Annotated in this window: 18 protein-coding genes; 7 read left to right on the forward strand and 11 right to left on the reverse strand. The window is 43.9% G+C overall.

The features are described from left to right. Window positions 1–33 precede the first annotated feature (33 nt). From OSCI_RS20435 to OSCI_RS20450, 4 genes are all read right to left on the reverse strand, one after another. Window positions 34–774, reverse strand: coding sequence for a DUF2232 domain-containing protein (locus OSCI_RS20435; RefSeq protein ID WP_007357026.1), 741 nt, complete (start codon window positions 772–774; stop codon window positions 34–36). 61 nt (window positions 775–835) lie between these two features. Next, window positions 836–1321 (reverse strand): universal stress protein, encoded by a 486-nt coding sequence (locus tag OSCI_RS20440; RefSeq protein ID WP_007357027.1) that lies wholly within the window; start codon window positions 1319–1321, stop codon window positions 836–838. Between the two features lie 67 nt (window positions 1322–1388). Beyond that, the gene (locus tag OSCI_RS20445; RefSeq protein ID WP_007357028.1) at window positions 1389–2099 is read right to left on the reverse strand and encodes a Crp/Fnr family transcriptional regulator; all 711 of its coding nucleotides are present in this window, start codon (window positions 2097–2099) and stop codon (window positions 1389–1391) included. Between the two features lie 126 nt (window positions 2100–2225). Next, the gene (locus tag OSCI_RS20450) at window positions 2226–2495 is read right to left on the reverse strand and encodes a hypothetical protein (protein WP_039962685.1); all 270 of its coding nucleotides are present in this window, start codon (window positions 2493–2495) and stop codon (window positions 2226–2228) included. A 493-nt stretch (window positions 2496–2988) separates the two neighbouring features. Between OSCI_RS20450 and OSCI_RS20455 the strand changes: the two genes are divergently transcribed. The 3 genes from OSCI_RS20455 (at window position 2989) to pgsA (ending at window position 9382) form a co-directional block, all read left to right on the forward strand. Continuing rightward, entirely contained in the window at window positions 2989–7617 is a 4629-nt protein-coding gene (locus OSCI_RS20455; protein WP_007357031.1) for a hypothetical protein, read from the forward strand. A gap of 370 nt (window positions 7618–7987) precedes the next feature. After that, complete coding sequence (locus OSCI_RS20460) at window positions 7988–8695, forward strand: sugar transferase (RefSeq protein WP_007357032.1); 708 nt, start codon at window positions 7988–7990, stop codon at window positions 8693–8695. A 171-nt stretch (window positions 8696–8866) separates the two neighbouring features. Then, on the forward strand, window positions 8867–9382 hold the full coding sequence (pgsA, locus tag OSCI_RS20465) for a CDP-diacylglycerol--glycerol-3-phosphate 3-phosphatidyltransferase (protein ID WP_007357033.1): 516 nt from the start codon (window positions 8867–8869) through the stop codon (window positions 9380–9382). A 124-nt stretch (window positions 9383–9506) separates the two neighbouring features. Here pgsA and OSCI_RS20470 read toward each other — a convergent pair whose 3' ends face one another. Beyond that, window positions 9507–11615 carry a serine/threonine-protein kinase gene (locus tag OSCI_RS20470; RefSeq protein WP_007357034.1) on the reverse strand — a complete coding sequence of 703 codons (2109 nt, stop codon included), beginning with the start codon at window positions 11613–11615 and terminating at the stop codon, window positions 9507–9509. Window positions 11616–11869: 254 nt separating this feature from the next. Beyond that, on the reverse strand, window positions 11870–12808 hold the full coding sequence (locus OSCI_RS20475) for an NAD-dependent epimerase/dehydratase family protein (protein WP_007357035.1): 939 nt from the start codon (window positions 12806–12808) through the stop codon (window positions 11870–11872). Between the two features lie 406 nt (window positions 12809–13214). Here OSCI_RS20475 and OSCI_RS20480 point away from each other — a divergent pair, with 406 nt between their 5' ends. Further along, window positions 13215–14345 carry a leucine-rich repeat domain-containing protein gene (locus OSCI_RS20480; protein ID WP_007357036.1) on the forward strand — a complete coding sequence of 377 codons (1131 nt, stop codon included), beginning with the start codon at window positions 13215–13217 and terminating at the stop codon, window positions 14343–14345. Window positions 14346–14576: 231 nt separating this feature from the next. Here OSCI_RS20480 and OSCI_RS20485 read toward each other — a convergent pair whose 3' ends face one another. Beyond that, entirely contained in the window at window positions 14577–15794 is a 1218-nt protein-coding gene (locus OSCI_RS20485) for a chromate transporter (protein WP_007357037.1), read from the reverse strand. Between the two features lie 116 nt (window positions 15795–15910). Here OSCI_RS20485 and dnaG point away from each other — a divergent pair, with 116 nt between their 5' ends. Next, window positions 15911–17935: a DNA primase gene (gene dnaG, locus OSCI_RS20490; RefSeq protein WP_007357038.1), complete on the forward strand. Its 2025-nt coding sequence runs from the start codon at window positions 15911–15913 to the stop codon at window positions 17933–17935. Between the two features lie 112 nt (window positions 17936–18047). Here dnaG and ispG read toward each other — a convergent pair whose 3' ends face one another. Beyond that, window positions 18048–19268, reverse strand: coding sequence for a (E)-4-hydroxy-3-methylbut-2-enyl-diphosphate synthase (gene ispG, locus OSCI_RS20495; RefSeq protein WP_007357039.1), 1221 nt, complete (start codon window positions 19266–19268; stop codon window positions 18048–18050). A gap of 315 nt (window positions 19269–19583) precedes the next feature. Between ispG and OSCI_RS20500 the strand changes: the two genes are divergently transcribed. Then, window positions 19584–19814: a hypothetical protein gene (locus OSCI_RS20500; protein WP_007357040.1), complete on the forward strand. Its 231-nt coding sequence runs from the start codon at window positions 19584–19586 to the stop codon at window positions 19812–19814. 81 nt (window positions 19815–19895) lie between these two features. Here the strand turns inward: OSCI_RS20500 and OSCI_RS20505 are convergent, their stop codons facing one another. After that, window positions 19896–20831, reverse strand: a complete 936-nt coding sequence (locus OSCI_RS20505; protein WP_007357041.1) for a hypothetical protein — start codon at window positions 20829–20831, stop codon at window positions 19896–19898. A gap of 65 nt (window positions 20832–20896) precedes the next feature. Between OSCI_RS20505 and bioF the strand changes: the two genes are divergently transcribed. Next, complete coding sequence (gene bioF / locus OSCI_RS20510) at window positions 20897–22141, forward strand: 8-amino-7-oxononanoate synthase (RefSeq protein WP_007357042.1); 1245 nt, start codon at window positions 20897–20899, stop codon at window positions 22139–22141. A gap of 303 nt (window positions 22142–22444) precedes the next feature. Here the strand turns inward: bioF and OSCI_RS20515 are convergent, their stop codons facing one another. Next, complete coding sequence (locus tag OSCI_RS20515; protein WP_007357043.1) at window positions 22445–23386, reverse strand: hypothetical protein; 942 nt, start codon at window positions 23384–23386, stop codon at window positions 22445–22447. Between the two features lie 7 nt (window positions 23387–23393). Next, window positions 23394–25007 (reverse strand): glycosyltransferase family 39 protein, encoded by a 1614-nt coding sequence (locus OSCI_RS20520; protein WP_007357044.1) that lies wholly within the window; start codon window positions 25005–25007, stop codon window positions 23394–23396. Window positions 25008–25337: the final 330 nt, after the last annotated feature.

Below are 25337 nucleotides of genomic sequence, written 5' to 3' on the forward strand. Positions count from 1 at the left end.
AGCTATTAGCCATTAGCCATTAGCTATTAGCCATTAATCCTCATAATCAATTAACACTTGTACCCAATTTGGCGGACGAGGGATAGGGTTTCCCAACCGATCTAAAAGTAGTAAAGCTACTAGATGTACAACGAATAGATAGATAATATTATTAAGCACGATCATCCCTGTTGCGATCGCCTGAACCAAAGTCAGATTTGGCACTGCCAGCACCCCCAACTTCACAAATCCCCATTCTACGAGCTCAGTAACTTGACTGGTTATATAAAGCCAGAGGTCTTCCCCCAGCAGTAGCGAAAGCAACCAAAACCGGAAAAAGAAACCAAAAGAACCCACAATAGCGCCCAAACCAATCGAAACAGACCAGCTAGCTCCCCGCCGCCATAGTCCGCCCAAAAGCACGCTCAACAGCCCAAAAGGGATTACAAATAAAATACTGCGAGTCGGGCCCATCAGTACAGACAGCAACAACCCAGAAACTAAAGCCCCCATCCAGGCCGATCGCTGACCCCATCGCAAATATACTAGAGCGATCGGCACCGGGAAAAAAATCCGCAGCAGCGGGCCCATCGGAAAATAGTAATTCACCAGCCAAATTAAACTAGCGGTACTGGCGAGAAACGCCGTTTCTACCATACTCAAAGGGCCAGAAAAATCGCCCGATATAGCAGGCTCCGCCTTTGGCTCTGAATCTTCTATCCCATAATTTTCGCTCTCAGTTTTGGGCGAATTCACGGGGCTAGATCCTTTGCCAGCGTCAAAATAATCACTCATCCGATTTTAGAATTTAGAATTTAGATTTCAGACCCGATCGATGCCACCCCTATCCTGATTATTAATGGGATTGAACCACTAAAACACAACCCTTAGTATGATGTAAAACATAATTGCTGACACTGCCAAGCATTACTTCTGCCAACCCTGTGCGGCCGCGCCTTCCTAATACAATTAAATCCGCGCCCCAATTCTGGGAAAATTCACAAATAGAATGACCAGCATCCTCAACCGTCTGGCAGTCATATTCTGCTTTAATGTTCTGGTTGGCCGCTGCACTATAGTAATGACTTAATAGCGATCGACCTTGTTCTAACTGCTTTTCAATTCGCACAGTTTGAGCTTGATAAGCTTGTTCTGCTAATTCAAAATTCATCGCTAGATCGACCGGGATCGCGGTTCCTCTTTCTCCAAACTGGTTAATGACGACAGCATGAAATAACATCATTTCAGCTTTATTTGCTACCGCTAAATCTAAAGCTTGAGCAAAGACTTTGTGACCTAACTCTGAATCATCTAAGCCCACAAAAATTTTGTGAAAAGTCATAGTTTCTCCTGAATAGCAACTAGCAATTAGCAGTTAGCAAGTTATTAACTGCCAAAGCCTCCAACTTTTATACTAACAAGCGTTCTAAGGCGTGCATATCTGGAATACAAAGGACATCCTTATCGCGGCGAATTAACTGCTTTTTTTCCAGCTTACTCAGTACCCGCGTCACAGTTTCCCGCGCTAAGCCACTCAGACTGCTTAATTCTCGGTGTGGGAGGTTGGGAATCTCCGTTCCTCCTTGTAAAGAGGATTTCCCCTGACCTTCTGCCAAAAACAACAAAATATCTGCCACTCGTGAGGTACTGTCTGACTCGCGCAACCTCAGCCTTCGGTTGACTTGCCGTAGCCGTCGCCCCATCAGTTGAGCCAATCGAATCCCAGCCAAGGGCTCGGAATGAATTAATTGCACAAAATCTTGAGCTGGCATATTACCAATTAAAGTCGGAGCCAGAGTAATTACATCTGTGGAGCGCGGGGCTTCTTCAAGCGCCGCCATTTCGCCAAATAGTTCTCCTTTGCCCAAAATATTGAGCGTTACTTCCTTACCATCCAAGTTGTAGGTGCGAATTTTCACCCAACCATCCAAAATAAAATACACTGAACTGCCCCAGTCGTTCTCCAGCAAAATCACCTGGTTGGCCGGATGGCTGCGGGTAACGATGTGTACAGTTGCTCTATCAGTTACAGTCTCAGGCAAGCCTGAAAAAAAAGCAGTAGAGAGCATTAATTGGTGAACGTTTGACTGGGAATCACGGGGGGGGTAGCGGTCATCCATGAGGCCATTTTTATTAATAAACGCGCGAAAGAGAGGCGGTGGAGGTTAGAAATAGCGGCCCACTTTCCAAGAAAGCGGTTCCGAGAACTTATAGCCCAAAGCTATCATTGCAGCTAGGCGCAACATTTAAACACCTGAAATTTCCAGATTCCCTAGCCTTGACAACAACCAATAAAAATGATATGTGATTTTCCCATCAGGTGAGTCCAAAGAGTGCCGACAGCGCAGGGGCAACACTGGCGAGAGTTGAGTGCAGCCAAAGGCCAAATTAACCTGCCAGAAGTCAACATCAAAGGAAAATCCACAGTCATGATAGCCCAAAGGTTTGCTATCACTCTTGCCAAATGGGGCAAATCCCAAATAACTTCCCATGTTACCATCCAAATATTGTACCATTAATGTCTAGCCATGAATAAAGATAAAAAATTAGTCTTAAGGCTTACCCAATATGAACTAGAAAAACTAAAAGAATTCGCTAACCACAAAGATGTAACGATGTCTCATGTGTTGAGGGAGTACATTCGTCGCCTGCCCAAACCCCCGTCGGTGGAAACTCCTATAGCTTGAGGTAACGAGCGTGAGGGAGGAAGAGGGATTAGACTGATTGTACAGAGTTAGGAGTTAGCAGATGAAAAGCCGCCGCAGGTTAAAACCAGCCATGATAAAGTAGCCAGTAATGCTACAGGTAAGAGTAATGATGAATTTCAAGTATGCAGTATCCTAACATCTCAAAAATAGTTAGGCACAATAGTTAAAGGGACTTTGACATCCCTAGTAGGGTTTTACCCTAAATGGCAATGAATCCCTCAGCGATCGCTAGGGGAGAGTCAAAATCTCCAGCATGAGTCAAAATCTATCGCACTAGCCGCATTTGGTAGAGGTTCCACCCTTGAATTCTCAACAGGATCAAATTCAGGCACTTCTTGCTGATATTGACGAGGTACTCAGCAAGCCCAGCCCGCGCCTACCTTGGATGGCTTCGGTCGAAACCATCCACCAGCGCCAAGTCTTAGATCGCATTCGCAGCTATTTATCCCAACAGAAGGCTACACAGGTTGTAAATGAAAACCTGACTCACAGCGATGTGGCCGAGGAAGCTGGGTTACAGCAAGGCGATCGCGAACTCCCAGATCTCCGCGATCGCCAACCCACAACACCCCCACCTACGGATAGCGATATTCGCTCAACGGCGGGGCAAATCTTGCAAGCCGTAATCGGAGAAATGAACTCTCTGCGTACCAATCTCACGCAGCCACTACAAGACGACATACAAGCTCTACGGCAAGAACGGCAAGCCCTCACCTCTGAAATTAAACAGCTAGAGCAGCGACGGCAAGATCAATACTCTCTAGCTCAGCAGCAGGCTAACCAGCAACAAATTATTTCCGAATTCTTGCAGGTACTAATGGCACGCTTGCAAGAAAGTTTGGCTCGCGATGTCGCCCAAGCACTTAGTAACCTAGAAGCTCAGTTCTTACAAAACAATCTCTTGGGCACGGAATCTGCGCCACAGTTGACCTCAGCTTCCGCAACCGGGGACGCAAATGCAGGGGAACTACCACTGCTCACCCCCGCCCAGCGTATTGAGCAAATACGGCTGTTACAAGCCCAATCCGATCGCGACTTAATGAGGCTCGATTCCACCCTAACCATTGTATTTGAGGCACTGCAAAGGAATCTGCAAACCTATCAAGAATCCTTGTCCCAGGGACTTGAAAAAATGCACAGCTTGGGGCAGCAGGGTGAAGCCATGTTTGCAGCTTTAGTTAGCCACTTGGCAGAACAGTTAGGTCGAGAGGCTTCATCTTATGTAAAATCCTCAATTCCTGTCGCCAATATAGAAACCGCAACCCGTCCAGTCGCCCCCACAGCACCCATAAGTACCCTCAATCAAAATGAGGTAGCTTTACAGGAGGATTTGGTAGTTAGGTCGCGCCCAGAACCAACGCCTAGAATTGAAAGGGATCGGGGCGAGATCGGAGAAGAGGAAAAACTGCCCTATCCGGGAACAGAACTGTCTCCTCAGTTTGCACAGTTGAGACACAATAGAGAAGAACTCAGGCACTCAGGTACTCAAGAGCATTCTCCTATTCCCCCAGAAGATGATTTTTTGAGCCTAGAATCCTCCAGCTCTGAAACGCCATCTGAGGCGATGATGACTGAGGAAAGCGGCGAACTGGAAGATTTATATGACAGCCTCTTCACCCCTGTTGTAGAAGTCTCAAAGCAACCAGAGAAAGGTTCGGGTAGGAAGGGCGAAGTTTCCACTGTCTCACTTTTCGAGTCTACAGAAGTCAGCGATCGCAATGCGCCAGAGCAAATGACGGAATCAACTCTGGCTGATGTTGATAGTGAGGATTCCCTAGAAGATTTTCTACTAGAATCTCCCAATGTGGAACCCGAACAAATTCCTGAATCAACTATAACTAATACTGAAAGCGAAAACTATCTGGAAGATTTTCTATTAGAATCTCCCAATGTGGAACCCGAACAAAGTCCTGAATCAACCCTAACTAATACTGAAAGCGAAGACTATCTGGAAGATTTTCTACTAGAATCTCCTAATGTAGAATCGGAACAAATTCCTGAATCAACCCTAACTAATACTGAAAGCGAAGACTATCTGGAAGATTTTCTATTAGAATCTCCCAATAGGGAACCAGAGCCAAGTCCTGAACCAACTATAACTAATGTGGAGAGCGAGGATTTGCTAGAAGATTTTCTAGTCGCGGAAGATTCAGAATTTGTCGCTGGTAATTTCGTCGATAGCCCAGCGATCGCAGATGCAGACTTATTTGGCGAAACCTTGCTCGAACTCGATCCCGAACCACCAGCACCCGCAGCTCCATCCCCGCCTGATAGCCCAGCTAGTAGGGAAACACTTGCCGATCTGAGCAATGTATTCGGAGATGAGAATGAGAACGTTCCAGTAAAGCCTGTAAAGGGCCCGCCTCCAAGCACAGCCACAGCCTCAAAAACCTCCTCAAAAGAACTCAGAAAGCCCAAAAACCTGACCCCTGCGGCCAGCAGTTCAGAGGAAAGTACCGAATATGACGCGCTAGCAGAGTGGGATGCCGATATCTATGTCCAAGCATCCCCAGACGAGAATTTGTTGCCCGTAGAACCACCAGATGAGGAGCAAGAACAGGCAATCTTGCTCGATCGTAATAGCCTAGAACGTTTGCAGGCTGACCTTTTCAGTTTAGAAGGCATGGATAGCGCTCTCCCCGAAGAAGCCAGCAGCATTGCCAGTCCAGAACCATTTACTTTTAGCGATTTCTCTCAAGTGGAAGCAGAAAATCCCTTTATCGTCTCTGCGGAAGAAGAAATGACCACTCTTGATGACTTATTTACAGAAGTTTTCGAGATGCCAGTCGCAGCAGCGCCCCATGCTGTAGAGGTGGAAACCGCAGCCCCTGAATTTTTTCAAGGCGATTCTTCCAATATGACTCTGGAAGATATTTTATCAAGCTTAATGGAGGCGGAGGCAACGCCGCTTAATTACCCCCCTAGACCGGATCTAAATTCGCGACAAGTCCAAACTACAGGTCAAGTAAAGCGCAGTCTGGAAACTCCAGGCGGTGAAAAAAAAAAGGTAGGGTTATTTGATCTAAGAGATGGGGGAGATGGGGGAGATGGGGGAGATGGGGGAGATGGGGGAGATGGGGGAGATGGGGAAGTGAAATCCTCCCTACCTTCTCCATCTCCCCCATCCTTCCCGATTTTTCCGATTCCTCTTCCCCAATCTCCAACTCCTCGAAGCTCTAACTGGTATTTGGGGATTGATTTTGGTACAACTATGCTCTCGGTGGCTCTGTTAAACCGTGACAGTAAAGAGGTTTATCCCCTCTATTGGGAGGTGGATGCCCAAAATCCTAAATCGGAGTGCTTTCGGATTCCTGCTGTGGTTTCTCTATTAGCGGGGAAGGTGGTTGTTAAGTCTGTGGGTCAGCCAGGACTGCCTTTGGAAGATGGGGGACTGTTACTACAAAATTTTAAGCACTATTTGAAGGTGGGTATACCCTATGTGAGTTCTGCTTTACAGGAGGGGAATACAGAGGGTGAGGGGGGTTTTCTATTTGAGCCGATGTTGCAGTGGTCGCAGCAGGAGGATGTTTCTCTGGCTTGGCTGTTACACGGTTTGGGGGCGCTGTTAGAGGGATTAAATCCGGCGAGGGAAAATGTTCTAGGTTTGCGATTGCACGCTGTGGGACTAGAACCCTCGATTTTAGATGCTGCACTGCGGCAGTTGGGGGGTGTGATTTTGGGGACTCCGGCTGGCTGGGGTGATGCTTACCGCCACAACCTCCGGGAAGCGGTGCTAGGTGCGGGATTGGTAACGGAGAGTTCTCAGATTTTTGTGGTTGAGGATGCGATCGCGACTTTACTTTCGGAATTAACACCGAATTTGGGGGAAGCTGAATCTAAAATTCACAACCTCAATTCTAAAATCGCACCGGGGGGTACTTTAATTATTAATTCTGGGGCGATAACTACGGAATTAGCTTTGGTAGATTTGCCTGAAAATCTAGAAAATTTAACTTATTCACACTTTACTTGTCACAGCTTTGCTTATGGTGGCAATGCTCTTGACCAAGATATTATCTGTCAATTGCTACTGAAGGATGAATCTTTTGACCCGTTAACTCAATTACCGCGAGGGGGTTACGCGGATGTGGCGGCGCGATGCCAATTGCAAGGGCGGTTACAGAGTTCGCCTTTGGGATTAGAACTTTTGGCGGCGGCGGCAAATTTGAAGGTGATTTTACAAGACCAAGATCGCTTTAATTTGGAGATTGGCGATCGCCGTTGGGAAGTCAAGCGGCGAGATTTGGAAACTAAGGTGTTAGTGCCTTTCGTTCAGCAGTTGAATCGCGAAGTTAACGCGATGCTCAGTCAAGCTGGAATGTCCCCGGTAGCGATTAATCAAGCTATTTGTACGGGGGGAAATGCTTCTTGGTCGGCGATCGCTCGTTGGTTACGCCAGAAACTCCCTAATGCGATCGTGATTCACGATCGCCCTGCTAATCTTCCTTCTGTTTCTCCTTCCCCAAAATCCAAAATTGGTCGCGTTGCTTGGGGTTTAGCAACTTTACCTCTTTATCCTCAAGTTCTAGATAGACCCCGCCAGCAGTACAGCGATTATTTTCTGCTATGGGAACTGATGCAGGCCTTTACCGTCACTCCTCTTGGTATCAGTGAAATTACGCAGGCTTTGGAGCGCCGAGGGCTCAATACTCGTACTTGCTTACCAAGGATTCTGCCAATTTTAGAGGGTCAATTGCCTCTAGGCTTATTGCCTTCTAAAGAAGATGCACTCTTGCTGAGTTCTGCATCTAGGGAAAATCCTGAGTTAGCAATGATGGGAGCCGCACCGCTGTTTGAGCAGGTAGGCAATCGCCAATATCGACTCAATCAAGAGCAGGCTAAGTATATGCGCGAATACGTAGGTAGGTTGATGGCAAGCAGCCAGCAAAAGCTAGAGGAGCCTCTATCTCAATCTCTAATAGGTCTTTAAAGTCGCCATTTTAAAAAGGAGAGAACTTGAAGTCCGCTTTTTTAAGAGGATTGGGGATGCCTCATGTATAAGTCCTATAAAAACTAAAGCAGATTTCAAATCAGTTGAGTACAAAACCTCACACCCATGATGGGGAATCCCCCCCAAAGCATTAGGAAGAAATGTATTTAATTCACATCGATCTCTACCTATGTATTTCTCCGTAATTTCACTAGAATCTTATTTTTCTCAAAAATAAATATACAATAACTTTACAATACCCAAGGGTATTTTTAAAGATTGTGCAAAGTTGGACACTTCTATACTCTCTCTCGTAAGTAAGTCTCGTAAGATATTTACGAGAAGGCTAATTGACCTTTAGAAAAACAGAGTGCAAGCTGTGACTACCACATCTAATTTCCCCCTAATACCCGCAATCAATGCGTTAGTTCTGGTCAACAATTACAGGGTTAATCAGTCGAACGAGCCAGTTCATCCATCTGTAACTAGCCTCACAAAGCGCTTGATTGATATATTGGGAGCTTTGGTAGGATTAGCCCTGACTGCGATTGTGGCAATTCCATTAGCGATCGCAATGCAATTCGACAACCCAGGCCCACTGTTTTACAGTCAGGTTCGCTGCGGTTTTAACGGACAGCTATTCAAAATTTGGAAATTCCGTTCAATGGTTGTCGGTGCCGAAAAGCTCAAGCATTTAGTTAATAATGAAGCCAAGGGTCACATTTTCAAGAATGAGAACGATCCTCGAATTACGCGCGTAGGACGGTTTTTACGCTGTACTAGCTTGGATGAATTACCGCAATTTTGGAACGTACTGATGGGAGAGATGAGTTTAGTAGGAACTCGGCCTCCAACTCAGGATGAAGTCGCTAATTATGAAAGTCACCACTGGATGCGGTTGAATGTGAAGCCTGGTATTACCGGTGAATGGCAAGCAAATGGACGTTCGACTGTGAAAGATTTTGAAGACATTGTACGGATGGATGTTGATTATCAGCATAAGTGGTCTGTTCTTTACGACATCAGCTTGATTTGGAAAACAGTTTGGGTTGTGCTCAATAAAAGCGGTGCTTGTTAATAAGTACGGTTAACTGTTAACAATTTTAATTGTTTAGCAACCGCCAAGGTAGTTAGAACAGTGTAGTTTCCTAATTCCTTAAATTCTCTTCCCTTCTTCCCTTCTTCCTTCTTCCTTCTTCCTTCTTCCTTCTTCCCTAGCCCCTAGCCCCTAGCCCCTAGCCCCTAATCTATGAATTTGCCTAACTGGATCACCTTCTCTCGCTTGCTGGGAGTCCCCTTTCTCCTCTATGGTTTGCAGTCACCAACTGTCCAAACTCGCTGGATTTGTTTAGGGATTTTCCTCTTAGCGGCGGGTACGGATTGGCTGGATGGCTACTTAGCTAGGAAACTCAATCAAATTACCGATTTAGGTAAATTTTTAGACCCTTTGGTGGATAAGTTGCTGGTTCTTGCGCCTTTATTGGTATTAATTCAACTTGGGGAGGTTCCTGCTTGGGGAGTGTTTTTAATTTTGGCACGGGAGTTGACGATCGCGGGATGGCGGGTGAGCAAAACGGCAATTTCGGGGGCTAATATTTGGGGAAAATTAAAAACAGTGAGTCAAATAGTGGCGATCGCACTTTTAATTGCTCCCCTACCTGATGTCTGGGTAGTTCCCTCTCTAGTGGCTTTCTGGATTTCTGTGCTCTTGACGTTGATTTCTGGTGCAGTTTACTTATGGCCAGAAAAAAATGAGCCTGTTTAACTATATTTTACTATCCTATAGCAATCCTAAATGAATCGTAAATTTTTTACCCCACCCCAACCCTCCCCTTGCTAAGGGGAGGGAGTAAGAAATTCACAAATGATTTAGGATTGCTATAATCTCGCTACTCCTCGGAACCTTGTACGGAAGGGGGTTGGGGGGTGATGTCGGATAAACTTAGCTGACTTTCGGCCCGCTTTTTCCCTTCTATTGCTGCTCCGTAGTCTGGCTTATACCTAACTGCTTTATCGTAAGATGCGATCGCATCTTGATATCTTTTTAATTCTAACAGCCCATTACCTCTACTGTACCAAGCTTCATAATAGTCTGGCTTGACATAGACGGCTTCATTATAAGACGCGATCGCCTCTTCGTAGCGTTTCAAATTGTATAAAGCATTCCCTTTATTATACCACGCCTGATATTCTCTTGACTGTAAATCTAGCACTTTATTATAAGCATCGATCGCATCTTCATAACGCCGCAATTGGTGCAGCGACCAGCCTAAATTATACCAAGCTTGGTAGTAATTTCCTTTTAATGTCACCGCCTGTTTATAAGCTTTTGCCGCATCTTCATATTGCCTTAACTTCATCAGCGCGATACCTCTACTGTACCAAGCTTGATAATAAGTAGGCTGAAAGCGCACGGCTTTTTCATAAGCTTCTACAGCTTCTTGATTTTTATTCAATTCTAGCTGAACATTCCCTAAATTATACCAAGCTTTAGAGTTATCCGACTTTAATTCTACGGCTTGTTTATAAGCATCAAAAGCGGGTTGATACTGTTTTAAATTCTGGTGTGCTATTCCCTTACTATACCAAGCATCATAGAAATTTGGCTGAGATTTAACAGCTTTCTCGTAAGAGGCGATCGCTTCTTCATAACGCTGTAAATTTAACAGTGCGTCCCCTTTTCCTTTCCAGGCTTCTGGATAGTCAGGCTGAATTTCCAAAGCTCGCTCGAAAGATGCGATCGCCTCTTGATATTTCTCTAATTTATCGAGAGTATAACCCCGATCTGTCCAGGCTTCTAAGTATTCAGGATTGAGTTGAATTGCTTTGTCGCAAGCTTCTCTAGATTCCTTATATTTCTTCAACTCATAGAGCGCCTTAGCCTTATCTTTCCAAACTTCAGCATAGTCTCCTTTGATCTTAATTGCTTGGTTATAAGCTGCGAGCGCTTCCTCATATCTATTTAAATTATAAAGAGTATTGCCTCTAGTGTGTAACTCAGTAGCATTCGCAGAATTGAAGATATTAACAAGATAAGCAGATGCAGCGATACCGAGGCCAATTAGCCCAATAATTAGACCGCTTTTTAAATAGAGATCGGCGCGTTTTTTTGTCGGCTTGGGCGAAGATGCAGGTAGAATTAATGGTGCAGTAGCACCAAGAGGAGTTTTCAATTCTTTAATAGCTTGCAAAGCTAGACCTGCATTAGCATAGCGTTGCCGAAAATCATAGCGCACCATTGTATCTAAGACTTTAGTAAATTCAGGGCTGACTGATACTTTTGTCTGCCAAATAATTTCTTCTGTATCGGGATCTGTTGGTAATTGATGGGGAACTTCCCCTGTAATTGCTTGAATTCCAATCATGCCAACTGCATAGATATCGCTGCTAGGTTTGGGATTGCCGTGAGCTTGTTCGCTAGGCATATAACCGGGAGTACCAATGCTCACACTCAAGCCATTATTTGTTTGAGAATTGATGATTTGAGTGGTGATTTCTTTGACAGCCCCAAAGTCAATTAAAAATAACTTTCCGTCGCTATCTCGCCGGATAATATTCTGGGGATTGACATCGCGGTGGATGACGTTTTGCTGGTGTACGAAGTCTAAAATTTCCAGAATTTCTTGCAATAGAGAAATGACTTCATCTTCGCTTAACCTTCCTTGGTTTAGGGAAGTTTTGGTTAATTCTTCGCTTAAATTATGACCTTCAATGAATTCTTGAACTAAATAAAAGTCTTGATTTTCTTCAAAGTAGGCAAAAAGTTGGGGAATGCGATCGCGATCGCCTAATTTATACAATACTTGCGCTTCGGTATCGAATAAACGTCTAGCTATTTGTAAAGTTGCGGGATCTGTAGCTTGAGGTTTAAGTTGCTTGACAACGCAGCGGTGATTACCTGGTAGCTGTTTGTCTTCAGCTAGGTAAGTTTGGGCAAATCCTCCGCCTCCCAAGTGGCGGATAATGTTGTAGCGGCTGCCGAGTGTGGTTCCCTGCATGAGATTTACCTAGTTAATCTTGTAGGGTGGGTGCTGTATTGGTATCAACTTAAGCTGAAAGACTGCCAGGGACTTAAGTCCCCGTCTAATAGCTTAAGTCCTTTGAAGAGGACTAATGAGTTTAAAAGTCCTAATTTATAGTCCTCTTTAGAGGACTTAAACTGTGAGGCGGGGGTTTTAACCCTTGCCAGACGGTCGGTTTAAGATTAAGTTGATACCAATGCAGCGCCCATCTTACCCTACATAATATTAAGTCAATTTTGAACTGCTTGCAAGATTTCATCATCGACTGAGAAATCAATCTCAGCTTTGTCACGTCCAGAGGTCAAATAATCATTCTGGAATGAATCTTTTAATCCTGAAACTAAGTCAAATTCTGGCTGCCAGTTGAGTTCACTCATGGCTTTATTCACTGAAGCAAAGAAGTGTTGCACGCGCATGGGGAAGGCTTTACGCTTGCCAAAATCAAATTTTTTGGGGTCGTAATGTACGATTTTTATATCGGTGGATTTACCAGCGGCGGCGGCGCAAGCGCGGGCTAAACCGTCAAAGGTAACGTAGCGATCGCCTGATACATTATAAATCTGCCCTATGGCTTTTTCATTGCCTAAGACAGCAGCCATTGCCTTAGCTAAATCTTGACAATGACCGAGTTGTGTGATGTGCATTCCATTGCCAGGAATGGGAATAGGGCGATCGCGCACAATCCGGTCAAAAAACCATGCTTCTAAATCGTTATAATTTTGCGGCCCATAAATATAAGTAGGGCGAATGGAAGTCCAAGGCAAACCAGCATCTTTGAGGTAGGTTTCTGTTTCGTATTTACCCAAATGGCGGCTCTTTGGATCGGTGGCATCACCTTCAATATGAGGTAATTGATCCGACTTTAAATAAACTCCCGCAGAACTCATGTAAACGAAGTGTTTAACTTGATTTTTAAATATCTCTGCTAGGGGTTGAGTGTCGCTTAGTTCGCGACCATTATTGTCAAAAATTGCATCAAATTTTTCTGATGATAATTTTTCTTTGAGTTGGGAAGCATCGGTGCGATCGCCATGAATTTGTTGTACTCCGTCAACGGGCGCGGGTTTTTTGCCGCGATTAAATAGTACCACTTCATGGCCTTGGGCTACTAAAATCTTAGTTAAATAAACGCCGATAAATCGAGTGCCACCCATCATTAAGATTCGCATTTTGTTTGATTCTCCTTATTGGTATATTGAGCTGGATTTTCCCAAGAAAGTCCGGCTGTGTGAGCTTCATCGCCAATAATTTTAACATCTCTAGGACTGATATCAATCTAGTTACATCGGAATTATAACAATACTGCGGACAGTTTTCTCAGGCGCGAGCCTAGCAAAGTCTGGAAGTTAGAGTTATTGGGCTTTGCCTTCAAAGAGCGCTGAAGCGCAACAATGTACCTTTGAACCAAATTCTGCCGATCGCAATCTCAAACTGTCCGAAGTATTGCTATAAATCATTACTAGCTTTTTGTGAGATAATTATACAGAATTTTAGACGAAGGAAACACACATTAGTTAGTTATTACTTGTTAGTTAGTTATTAAAGATTGTCGTATCCAGTAAAAGGGAGTTAGCAATGGCACGGGATGAAGCATATCGAAAAGCTGAACAGTGCATTGAAAAAGCACAGCAAGAGGGAGCAACAAAACTCGATCTTGGCTATATGGAATTGACAGAAGTGCCAGAGGCGATCGCAACTCTTACTCAGTTGCAAAGGCTTGACCTTGATTGCAACCAATTGACAAAAGTGCCAGAGGCGATCGCTTCCCTCTCCCAGTTGCAAATACTTAACCTCAGCAACAACAAATTGACAGAAGTGCCAGAGGCGATCGCTTCCCTCTCCCAGTTGCAAACGCTTAACCTTATCTACAACAAATTGACAGAAGTGCCAGAGGCGATCGCAACTCTTACTCAGTTGCAAAAGCTTTACCTCAGCAACAACCAATTGACACAAGTGCCAGAGGCGATCGCTTCCCTTTCCCAGTTGCAAACGCTTAACCTCAACTTCAACCAATTGACAGAAGTGCCAGAGGCGATCGCTTCCCTCTCCCAGTTACGAAGGCTTAACCTCAGCTACAACCAATTGACAGAAGTGCCAGAGACGATCGCTTCCCTCACCCAGTTGGAATGGCTTTACCTCAACAACAACCAATTGAGGAAAGTGCCAGAGGCGATCGCTTCTCTCACCCAGTTGCAAAGGCTTTCCCTCAGCGACAACGAATTGACAGCAGTGCCAGAGGCGATCGCTTCTCTCTCCCAGTTGCGCTCACTTAACCTCAGCAACAACCAATTGACAGAACTACCAGAGGCGATCGCTTCCCTCACTCAGTTGCAAGAGCTTTACCTCGTCGGCAACCAATTGACAGAACTACCAGAGGCGATCGCTTCCCTCACTCAGTTGCAAGAGCTTTACCTCGTCGGCAACGAATTGACAGCAGTGCCAGAGGCGATCGCTTCTCTCACCCAGTTGCAAAGGCTTTCCCTCAGCGACAACGAATTGACAGCAGTGCCAGAGGCGATCGCTTCTCTCACTCATTTGCAAGGGCTTGACCTCAGCTACAACCAATTGACACAAGTGCCAGAGGCGATCGCTTCTCTCTCCCAGTTGCAAGAGCTTTACCTTGATGACAACCCTCTAAACCCTGACCTCGCTGCTGCCTACGAACAAGGCATTGAAGCCGTTAAGGAATACTTGCTAGATATCTAGTGGAGAAACTAACAATTTTTCAGAGAAACCCGTTTTCTTTGCATGGGCGCGATCGCAAAGGGAGCTTTTTGCACAGATAATGTATAAACTAAATGAGTTTCAACTTCGATTACAAAAATTTTTGCTTCTGTCCTGTGTTGCGTTAGCGAAGCTTACCGTAGGCATCGCGTCCTTGCTCAAAAACTATTCGGAGTATTGAAGAGTGATGTCTAAAAAAGGCTACGCTACCCCTCAGCCCATAAATCCCAATAAGTATGAAGTCAATCCAATCGCCCCCCCTCCCAGCACTAACCACGCTGAATTAATCTTAAATTGGAACACTGCGATCGCGCTCAAAATTGCTACAATAATTGTTAACCAATCCACCAATGCAACTCGTCCCAGAGTATAAGTGACTCCTACCATTAACCCCAAAGACGCTGCATTCATGCCATCTAGAAATCCACTTGCCCAAGGAGATTGACGTAATTTAGGAACCCAAGGATTAACTACCCATACCAGTACAAAGGCTGGTAAAAAAATGCCGACAGTACCAGCGATCGCGCCTGCATTTCCAGCTAGTAAATATCCAATGAATGTGGCAGTAGTGAATACAGGCCCAGGTGTAATTTGCCCGATGGCAACGGCATCTAAAAGTTGCTGTGATGTCAGCCAATGATGGCGCTCGACTAAATCCTGTTGTAGAAATGCTAGCAATACATAACCGCTACCATAAAGCACGCATCCAATTTTAAGAAAGAAAAGAAAAACGCTCACCCAACTGACTGATGTTACTGCGGCTGTTGTATTGCTAACCTGGGCTATAAATCCTGAGAAAGGCAATAAAAATGCTCCGACTGTGCGTCCTCTGGATTGCCAATTTTTCACTAGCATAACAATAATACTAATTAAAATTAGCAGCAAAATTTCATTGATTCCAGCAAAATAACCTGCGATCGCAGCCACCCCTGCAATCGTTGTCGGCACGTCTTTAGCTGCCTTTTTACCCAGATTCCATACAGCCTGAAGTACGATCGCCACGATCGCAGGTTTAATGCCGTAAAGCAGCCATTCCACTTGGGGAACAGTCTGGTAGCGATCGTAAATTACTGCTATTACCCAAACAATGAGCATAGCAGGCAAAATAAAACAGCTTCCTGCAATTAGTAAACCACGCCACCCGGCTCGTTCGTAACCAATATGAATAGCTAATTCCGTCGAATTGGGGCCGGGAATTAAATTCGTAATTCCTAACAAATCTAAGAGTTTTTCGCGGCTCATCCACTGACGGCGATTTACTACCTCATTATCCATCATGGCGATGTGAGCCGCAGGGCCGCCAAAAGCGATCGTTCCTAGTCGCAAAAACACCGCTACCAGCTCCGTTAATCGCTGCTGTTGTTGTTGGGAATTCAAAGCCTTATAGGAAATCACTTCTCTTTGTTCGTGAACCTCTTTTTCTTCCGTCACAGTGATGCTCCTAAATCTGTTATAATCTTGACAAAACCAGTATATCGACTTTCGATGTTCCTGGTAGTTATGGTAAAATTAAAAATAAATATTTCTGATTCGTCTCAGAAGGATATATGCAAATTCCCCGCCTGCATCCTGATACAATTGAGGAAGTTAAACAAAGAGCTGACATAGTAGATGTCATTTCCACTCACGTTGTACTACGAAAAAGAGGCAAAGATTTCGTAGGTTTATGTCCATTTCACGATGAAAAGTCCCCTAGTTTTACTGTCAGCCCCAGCAAGCAAATGTTTTATTGTTTTGGGTGCGGTGCAGGGGGAAATGCGTTTAAATTCTTAATGGAATTAGGCAAGCGTTCTTTCAGCGATGTAGTGCTAGAATTAGCCAGACAACATCAGGTTCCTGTACAAACTTTGGAACCCGAACAGCGGCAAGAATTACAACGTCAAATTTCTTTACGAGAGCAGTTATATGAAATTTTGGCTTTAGCTTCTAGTTTTTACGAACACGCTTTGCGACAGTCGCAAGGACAAAAAGCGTTAGAATATCTACAAGTTGAGCGCAAGTTAAGCGAAGAAACTATCCAACAATTTCAGTTAGGATATGCGCCCTCTGGTTGGGAAGCTCTTTATAGCTATTTGGTGGAGCAGAAACATTATCCCTTGCAATTGGTAGAGCAAGCTGGATTAATTATACCACGAAAATCTGGAGGGAATGGTTATTATGATAGATTTCGCGATCGCCTGATGATTCCCATCTGCGATTTGCAAGGGCGAGTGATAGGTTTTGGGGGTAGAACTCTGACTGACGAACAGCCGAAATATCTTAACTCTCCCGAAACCGAATTGTTCGATAAAGGGAAAACTTTATATGCTTTGGATAAAGCTAAAACTGCTATTAGCAAACAAGATCGAGCCGTAGTAGTAGAGGGATATTTCGATGCTATTGCCCTCCACGCCGCCGGAATTGCTAATGCTGTCGCCTCCCTGGGTACAGCATTAAGCTTAGATCAAGTGCGGCAACTTTTGCGGTATACTGAATCTAAGCAAATTGTGCTTAACTTCGATGCAGATAAAGCAGGTACTCAGGCGGCGGAACGGGCAATTGGAGAAATAGAAAAACTTGCTTGTCGCGGAGAAGTACAACTGCGGATTTTGAATATTCCCGATGGCAAAGATGCAGATGAATACCTAAAAAGTTATTCGGCTGACAAGTATAGCGAATTGTTACTAAATGCACCTTTGTGGCTGGATTGGCAGATTCAAAATCTCCTGCTTAACTGCGATTTAAAGCAGGCCGACCAGTATGGCAAAGTTACTCAAGAAATGGTAAAGTTATTAACTAAAATTACCGATGATAATCAACTAGCTCATTATAATTACGAATGCGCTCAAATTCTCAGTAAAGGAGATTCAACAAGAGTAAAATTCTTGGCAGAAACTCTGCTAAATCAGGTGGTAAGTTATTGGGCAAAATTACTCAATCAGGATGAATCTTTAGCATTACCACCATTAATTAGAAATAAGCTCAAGGGAAGCAGGCAAGTTAGGTCGCGCCGCGCTGGAAGTGAGAATAAATCATCAATAGAAGCTTTGTCTCAGGCACGAGAGCGTAGCGTTTTAGAACAACCAGAGGCTTTTTTGTTGCGTATTTATATCCACTCTCCCGAACATCGTCAAGCTGTAATAGAAGCTATAGAAGCACGAGATTTACAATTTAGTCTGTCTCATCATCGATTTTTGTGGCTCCAACTTTTGAATTTAAAAATGTTGGATAAAACCTCTTTACAGGCAGACGCATCTGTGTTAATATCAAAATTACAAAATAATTATTTAGAATTCCCCACGCAACTACAGCAAATTTCTCACCTGTTTCATTTAGATGAACTTTCAGAGAAACACATTCTCCGACCTCCATTAGCTATTCGAGCTGCGATCGCTTATATTGAGCAAATTACTACTCAAAAGCGCCGCGTTGCGGCTTTGAATATGTGGGAAAAGACAGATGCAATTGCCCAGCGCGAACAGGCCGATAGATATTATCAACAATTTTGGGTAGAACAAGAATGGATTAAAGAATTAGAGCGGCTGCGCCGAGTTAATTTTTATGATTTAGTATCAGTTCCCTGGATAGTATAGGGTTTCTCAGGGTGCATAAGTCCTGTAATGGCTAATTACCCATCCTCCCCATCTCCCCTCCGATTAATTAAGTTGCTCCCCCATCTTTCCCTAGCCCCTAGCTATTTCTTACCTACGGATCTACCCAACGGTCATCTGATTTAATCAAATTAATCAACTCTTCTACACCTCGATCTTCAGGCACTCGCTTAATTTCTTCCCGACCGCGATAAAGAGAAATATAACCCGCCTGTTTCCCTACATAACCATAATCAGCATCAGCCATTTCCCCCGGCCCATTCACAATACAGCCCATTACTGCGATGTCCAAACCTGTGAGATGTTTAGTAGCTTCTCTCACTTTGTGCAGCACTTCTTCCAAATTAAACAATGTGCGACCGCAGGAAGGGCAAGCCACATATTCTACCATTGTTTTCCGCAATCCCAAGGCTTGCAAAATGCTGTAACAAACGGGAATTTCTTTCTCCGGGGCCTCCGTAAGTGAGACGCGAATCGTGTCGCCAAGGCCGTCAGCTAACAATGTAGCAATACCAGCAGTGGACTTAATCCGGCCGTATTCGCCATCGCCAGCTTCTGTAACGCCTAAATGTAGAGGATAATCCATGCCGTGCTCGTCCATCCTGCGGGCCATCAACCGATACGCAGCCAACATTACAGGCACTCGCGAGGCTTTCATAGAAATTACGATATTGCGAAAATCCAAAGATTCGCAAATTTTGATAAATTCTAAGGCGGATTCTACCATCCCTTCAGGGGTATCGCCATAGGTAAACAGCATCCGTTCGGCGAGGGAACCGTGATTAACCCCGATTCGCATCGCTTTGCCTTGGTCGCGGAGGGAAACTACCAGAGGCTCTAAGGTTTCGCGGATTTTTGCGCCAATTTCGTCAAATTCGTCTGGTGTGTACTCGCTTCTATCAGCTTTCGGCTTTTCAAATACATATAGTCCCGGATTAATTCTCACTTTGTCTACGTGCTTGGCCACTTCTAGGGCAATTTTCATGCCATTGTGGTGGACATCGGCTACGAGAGGTACTACTTGGTAGGTTGCGTGCAGTTTTTGCTTAATTTCGGCTAAGGCTTTAGCATGGGCCATGCTGGGAACGGTGACGCGGACGATTTCGCAGCCAATCTCGTGGAGGCGGCGGATTCCGGCTACTGAACCGTCGATATCGAGGGTATCTTCGTTAATCATCGACTGAACGACGATGGGGTAGCCACCGCCGATGGTGACGCTACCGACTTTGACCGGCCGGGTTTTGCGGCGGTGGATGGTGGTGTCAAAGGTGGGTTGGCTTGATGCGGGTTTGGTTGGGTTGGGTAAGGTTTGCATGGTATGCAGGGTAGATTTTTGTAGCGAAAATCTCTGATTTGTGTCTCCTGCTTTTTAGAGTGCCATAGAAGGGGGCCGTTTGGACGCAGGGATGGGAAGAAACAGAGGTAAGATTGCGATCGCAACTTTCTGAGTCCTGTTAGCCACGCAGTAATCTCATCTACTGATATTAACTTTTTATTTTGATTTACTGTTGCAATTCGATGCCCAATTCTGAAAAGTATTGCTACAATTCTGATATTGGATATCACTTTGTTACACCCAACCTCCGGCTACAACTATTACTATTGCTAATTATTTTAGGAGTGCAAAATCATGGGAATTGAGCGGAAAATGTGGCGAGGAATGTTTGCCCCTGGTGAAGTAGTTCAACTCAAACAGCCCTGTTTTACACCGGGACGATTGTTTGAACCAGGGAGATATATTGTTGGAGATTTACCAGATACTGCTTTTGACATGGGTTTAGTAGAACAATTACCACCCGTTAAAGGCAAGAGTGCTGAAATTAGGAATAGCGTACCTTCGCCAGAAAATGAGGGATCTTAAAATTCACTCATTCAACTTTGTAACGCCGTCGTCCCGGCGGTTGTTTCACTACCCAGAGGGCGGCGTTACCAGCAATGTTAATTAACCATTCTGATTAATTTGTGCGATCAACTCTTTTAAGACTTCCTCTGCTTTGTCATTATCTATCTGACAAGTCCCTGCATTCTGATGTCCGCCGCCGCCGTATTTCAACATTAACTCCCCTATATTTGTCTGAGAAGTTTTGTTAAAAATTGACTTACCAACTGCAAAAACTGTATTTTGTTGCTTCAGTCCCCAAAGTACATGAATCGAGATATTGCATTCTGGGAACAAAGCATAAATTGTAAATCTGTTGCCCGCATAAATTACCTCTTCATTCCGTAAATCTAAGACGACCAAATTCTGATAAGCCTTTGCACATCGCGGGATTTGATCTTTAAACTTCTCTTCTTGCTCAAAGTAAAGGTCAACTCTCTCCTTCACATCTGGCAATTGCAATATTTCCTGAATAGAATGAGCTTTGCAGTAATCTATCAACTGCATCATTAACTGATAATTCGAGATTCTAAACTCCCGAAATCTCCCCAACCCCGTCCTCGCATCCATCAAGAAATTTAACAACACCCAATTTTCAGGATGCAAAACTTCTTCTTGGGAAAATTGGGCAGAATCGGATTTATCAACTGCCTCCATCATCGCTTCAGAAATCTCAGTAAACTTTTCTTTTCCGCCATAATAGCTATACAATACTCTCGCCGCCGATGGTGCATCTGGATCGATAATGTGGTTATCTTGAATGTCGTGATTTCTGATAGTTTCGCTGAGGTGGTGGTCGAAGGCTAAATAAACTCCTTCGATGTATGGTAAATTTGTGGTAATATCATTACTTGTCACTTCAATTTTTCCATCCTGCATATCTTTAGGATGAACAAACTTAATTTCGTTAATCATGTCCAGTTCTTTTAAGAGAACGGCACAGACAAGACCATCAAAATCGCTGCGGGTGACTAACCTGTATTTTTTAGGGCTTCGCATAAGTTTCTCAGATGAGGGGGAAGTTAACATCAGATAATATAACGTATTTCCCGGACTTTTCCACTATGCCTTCTGACGCTTACGCTTGGATAGACAATTCTCTGGCTACTATTCACCGAGCTGAATGGTATCGCTCGGTGCAAACGATTCATGGTCGCCCCGGTGCTACAATTTTGCTAGAAGGTCGCGAACTTGTCAACTTTGCCAGCAATGATTATCTGGGATTGGCGGGTGATGAAAGGCTAATTCAAGCAGCAATTTCTGCTGTTAAAGAATTGGGAACGGGGAGTTCTGGTTCGCGATTGCTGAGTGGACATCGCCAGTTACATAGAGATTTAGAATTGGCGATTGCATCTTTTAAACAAACGGAAGATGCAATTGTATTTAGTTCGGGTTATCTTGCTAACTTAGGTGCGATCGCATCTCTTGTAAATAAGCGGGATTTGATTTTATCGGATCGCTACAATCATTCTAGCCTTAAAAACGGCGCGATCCTCAGCGGCGCGACTGTATTAGAGTACAATCATTGCGATCTTGAGGATTTAAGAACAAAGTTGGAGGAACGCACTCGTTACCGCCGCTGTTTAATTATTACCGATACTGTTTTCAGCATGGACGGTGATTTATGTCCTTTACCACAATTATTGGCAATAGCTGAAGAATTTAGCTGTATGCTATTAGTAGATGAGGCGCACGCTACAGGTGTTTTTGGTGATAATGGTGCGGGTTGCGTCGAGCATTTCGGTTGTACTGGAAAACCATTAATTCAGGTTGGAACTCTCAGTAAAGCTTTAGGAAGTTTAGGCGGATATGTCGCTGGTTCTAGCTCGTTAATTGACTTTCTCCGTAATCGAGCACCTACTTGGATTTATACTACAGGATTGACACCAGCAGACACGGCTGCTGCTTTAAAAGCTGTAAATATTGTCCGCGCAGAACCACAATTACGCCACAAATTATGGGAAAATGTGGAAACTCTTAAAACCTTGCTCGATCGGCAGATTCCTAACTGGAAAAATACAGATAAAAATCACACCGACTGGAATCTTCACCCCAATTTAGAAAGCGAAAGCAAAGAAAATTACCAATCAGCAATTACCCATTCATATTCCCCAATTTTTTGCTTTTTATTAAAAGATGTAGCTCAAGCTTTAGGAGTAGGAACGCAATTGAAAGAACAGGGAATTTTCGCACCCGCAATTCGACCTCCAACTGTTAATTCTAGTCGCATTCGCGTCTCCCTGATGGCAACTCATAAGTCAGTACATATTGAAAAGTTGGTTGAAGCTTTGAGGGTATCCCATTTTTGAAAAGATATAACCCTCTAGCCAAGCGCGGTTTCATTCTCGGAAAAACCGCGATTTTGTAGGGTAGTACCCCATAGGTGTCAACTTAGGTTCAAACCCTTAGTCCGACAGGGGTTAAAACCCCTGTCTCAAAGATCAAGTCCTCTGAAGAGGACTAATGAATTTAACAATTTTCTTTAGTCCTCTTCAGAGGACTTTAGCTATTAGACGGGGGTTTTAACCCCTGGCGGGCTTTCGGCTTAAGTTGACACCAATGGTAGTTCCCCGTGCCTACCCCCTCACCAACTCCTGCCTCCTGCCTCAATACTACTTACCTACCAACTGGCGAAACTTTTTCTTGAACTTATTCTTATAAACATAAAAAGTCCGCTGTAAATCCTCAGTTGTTAAAGCCATCTCCGCCTCTAAACCAGTCCTTCCCCAAGCATCCTCCTGGCACTTACGCCGACAGAAATTCATCGGTTCCGAGTAAACTTCAGAAGTAGAAAGAGTAGGCTTCGGCCCACACCAGTGAATCACAGTCGCGGCAGCATCACCTCCGGGCCCCGCCGCCTCAATTGGGAACCTTTTTCTCAGTAAATTCTGGTCAAAATCGGGCACTAACAATTGCATATCTACATTCTGCACCCGCGCTCTACCTTCCTGAGCCGCACGCGAAATCATAAAGTTCAAAAATCCCATCTCTCCATACTTAAATATCCCTGGATACTGAGCAATGAAATCCAAAATTTCTACATACTCATCCAAGCTGAAAATCCCCCGCTTAGCAAAGAAAGTACCCGTGCAGAAATAGCGAGAGCGGTAATCTTGCCAGTGAAAATCTGGAAAATGCTTCTCAATCCCCGGAACATCAAAGAAAAACTTAGAAATATCTGCATCTGAGTAATTGGCCTCAGTCTGGTCAATAACAAAATCAAAATTATTAAAATCGGCAAACTGAAGAATATCTCCCCAGACAATTGTATCGGCATCTAACACCAGAAAATTTGACCAAGGGCTTTCCCAAAATGCAATCATTTTAGTTTTTCCCCAGCCAAAACTTCTCTTCCTCAGAAGTTCGCTCGATACGTTATCGTGATTGATAACACGCACTCCATAGGACTTTTCTAGTGGGGCCACTGAAAACGAGCCATCAATCAGCAAACAAATCGGAACATCCCCCAAGAAATACCGGATGCTGGCACAGCAACCTTTAGCAAAAAGATAATCTTGGTCGCAACAGGCGATGATAATGCCAAAGTCTTCCATATATACCTCACGATTTTACTAATTTCCAAAACAATATTTTCTGGGTTTCCCCCAAGTCAACAGCCTCGATCTTATACTTACCTTCTTGCTCAAGTCCAGAGCGCAGTTTGTCAGGGTTTCCGTATATAAACACATCGCTAAAAGCGCTGACGATTTTAGCAGTTGTTTGTTCCTCTCCTAATTTAATTTTACGTGGTATTGAGGAATTTAGGTGAAACAATTGCATACTCACTTTGGGCGCGAATAAATAACTCATTGATAGTATTTGACCGACAGAAATATTAGATGTATCGCTAAGCACAAGGGGTTTTTGGGTTTCATTAACTATGCGAGCTATTTGGGGATTTTGTCTGCCTGATTCCTTATTCCACCAATTATCAGCTTGCAAGCTGAGTGCAGAGGATACCAAGCCGCTCCCTAGCAGTAGAATAGTAATTGCTCTCCACACTTGCAGTTTCCAGTCTTTTGTAGATGGCATGGTAATTTTAGTTACCAACAGGTAAGCAACAGCGATTTCAATCCCCATGTAAGTCGGAAACAAATATCGGCTCTTAGTTGATATTATACTTTGCTCTATTATATCTACTAGCATTACTGGTAGAGCGCAAGCCCCAATCAATATCACTACAAATAGCCAAGCTCGTTTTGGAGTCTGACGGCATAGGAAATAAATTCCATATCCCACCATAATTAATAAAATAAAAGTTGCTACCGTTAACGGAATTAAATATAATAAAGGAGATTTAGATGTTAGACCAAAATCTATAAAAACGCGACCGATATTACCCGCCCAATTCTTCACTAAAAACAGCCTTTCTGTATCTAATTCTGACCAACCAGTTGCCACTGAAGCAGCCAATTTATTACGAATTAAAGTGACTAGCCAGGGAAGGAAAGTAATTAAAGCGATAACAGATGATAGTATCCAAGCTAATACTCTCTTAGTGAGGCGAAAGTTAGCTTGAATAAATACATAAATGCCATGACCGAGGGCGACTAACCCTGTAAATAAGTGAGTGTAAAGTCCTAGAGCTAAACTTATTCCATAGATACTCCAACTGAGCCAATTTTGAAGCCGTAAAGCTCGTAGGAGTGAAGCACTGGATAGCAAAATTATTACTGCCCACAAACTATAGGGACGTGCTTCTTGAGCGTAGAGCAAATGGAAGGGAGAAACGGCTACTAATCCAACTGCAAGCCATGCCACTTTCGGGGCTGAAAATAATTCTTGACACAACCAATAGATGCCAGGAAAAGCAAGTAGGCTAATTAAAGCTGAGAAACTTCTTGTACTGGTGGGAGAGCTACCGAATATTTGTACCCAAAATCGGGTAATTATAAAATATAGCGGGGGGAGTTGAGGTTCTTCTACTGCTAGACCTCTAATTGTATCTGCGAGGTTTTTTTCAGAATTAGGTTGCTGATATTGCATTAAATCTTTAGCAGGAATTACGCGACCGCTAGCTACTTGGCTCAATACTTCTACTTCTGTGTAGCCAGATACTCGCAGAGAAGTAAAAACTTCATCGTACCAATAAAATTTATTGCCAAGATTAGTAAACCGAAAACATATTCCTATTACCAATAAAACAATGATGAAAAACTGCAATTGGCTTTTCATAATTATTAGAAAACATAACTATGAAAAAGTATAACACAAATAATCTTGGTTGTCCCTTCCAGTATAGAAAGTTCTAAGTTGTCCTCAAAAACCGCAGATTGGTGCAGAAAGCCAAACCGATTGTTGCCGATCTTGTCTAAATCTAGCTCACATTGACTTCTAGCGCGATCGCCCCCATCCCTTCATCCTACTTTTAGATCGAGCATTGGCCTCCAATCTTCCAGAATCCTAGCAGGTGCAGACAGTAAAGGAACGCTAACCTCGATTCAGATCGTTGACTTAAAATAAAATTATGTTAAAATACCCAGTTATGAGTCAGGGCATCTGTGC

Origin of the sequence: Kamptonema sp. PCC 6506 (assembly GCF_000180455.1) — a bacterium.
Lineage (GTDB): Bacteria > Cyanobacteriota > Cyanobacteriia > Cyanobacteriales > Microcoleaceae > Kamptonema > Kamptonema formosum.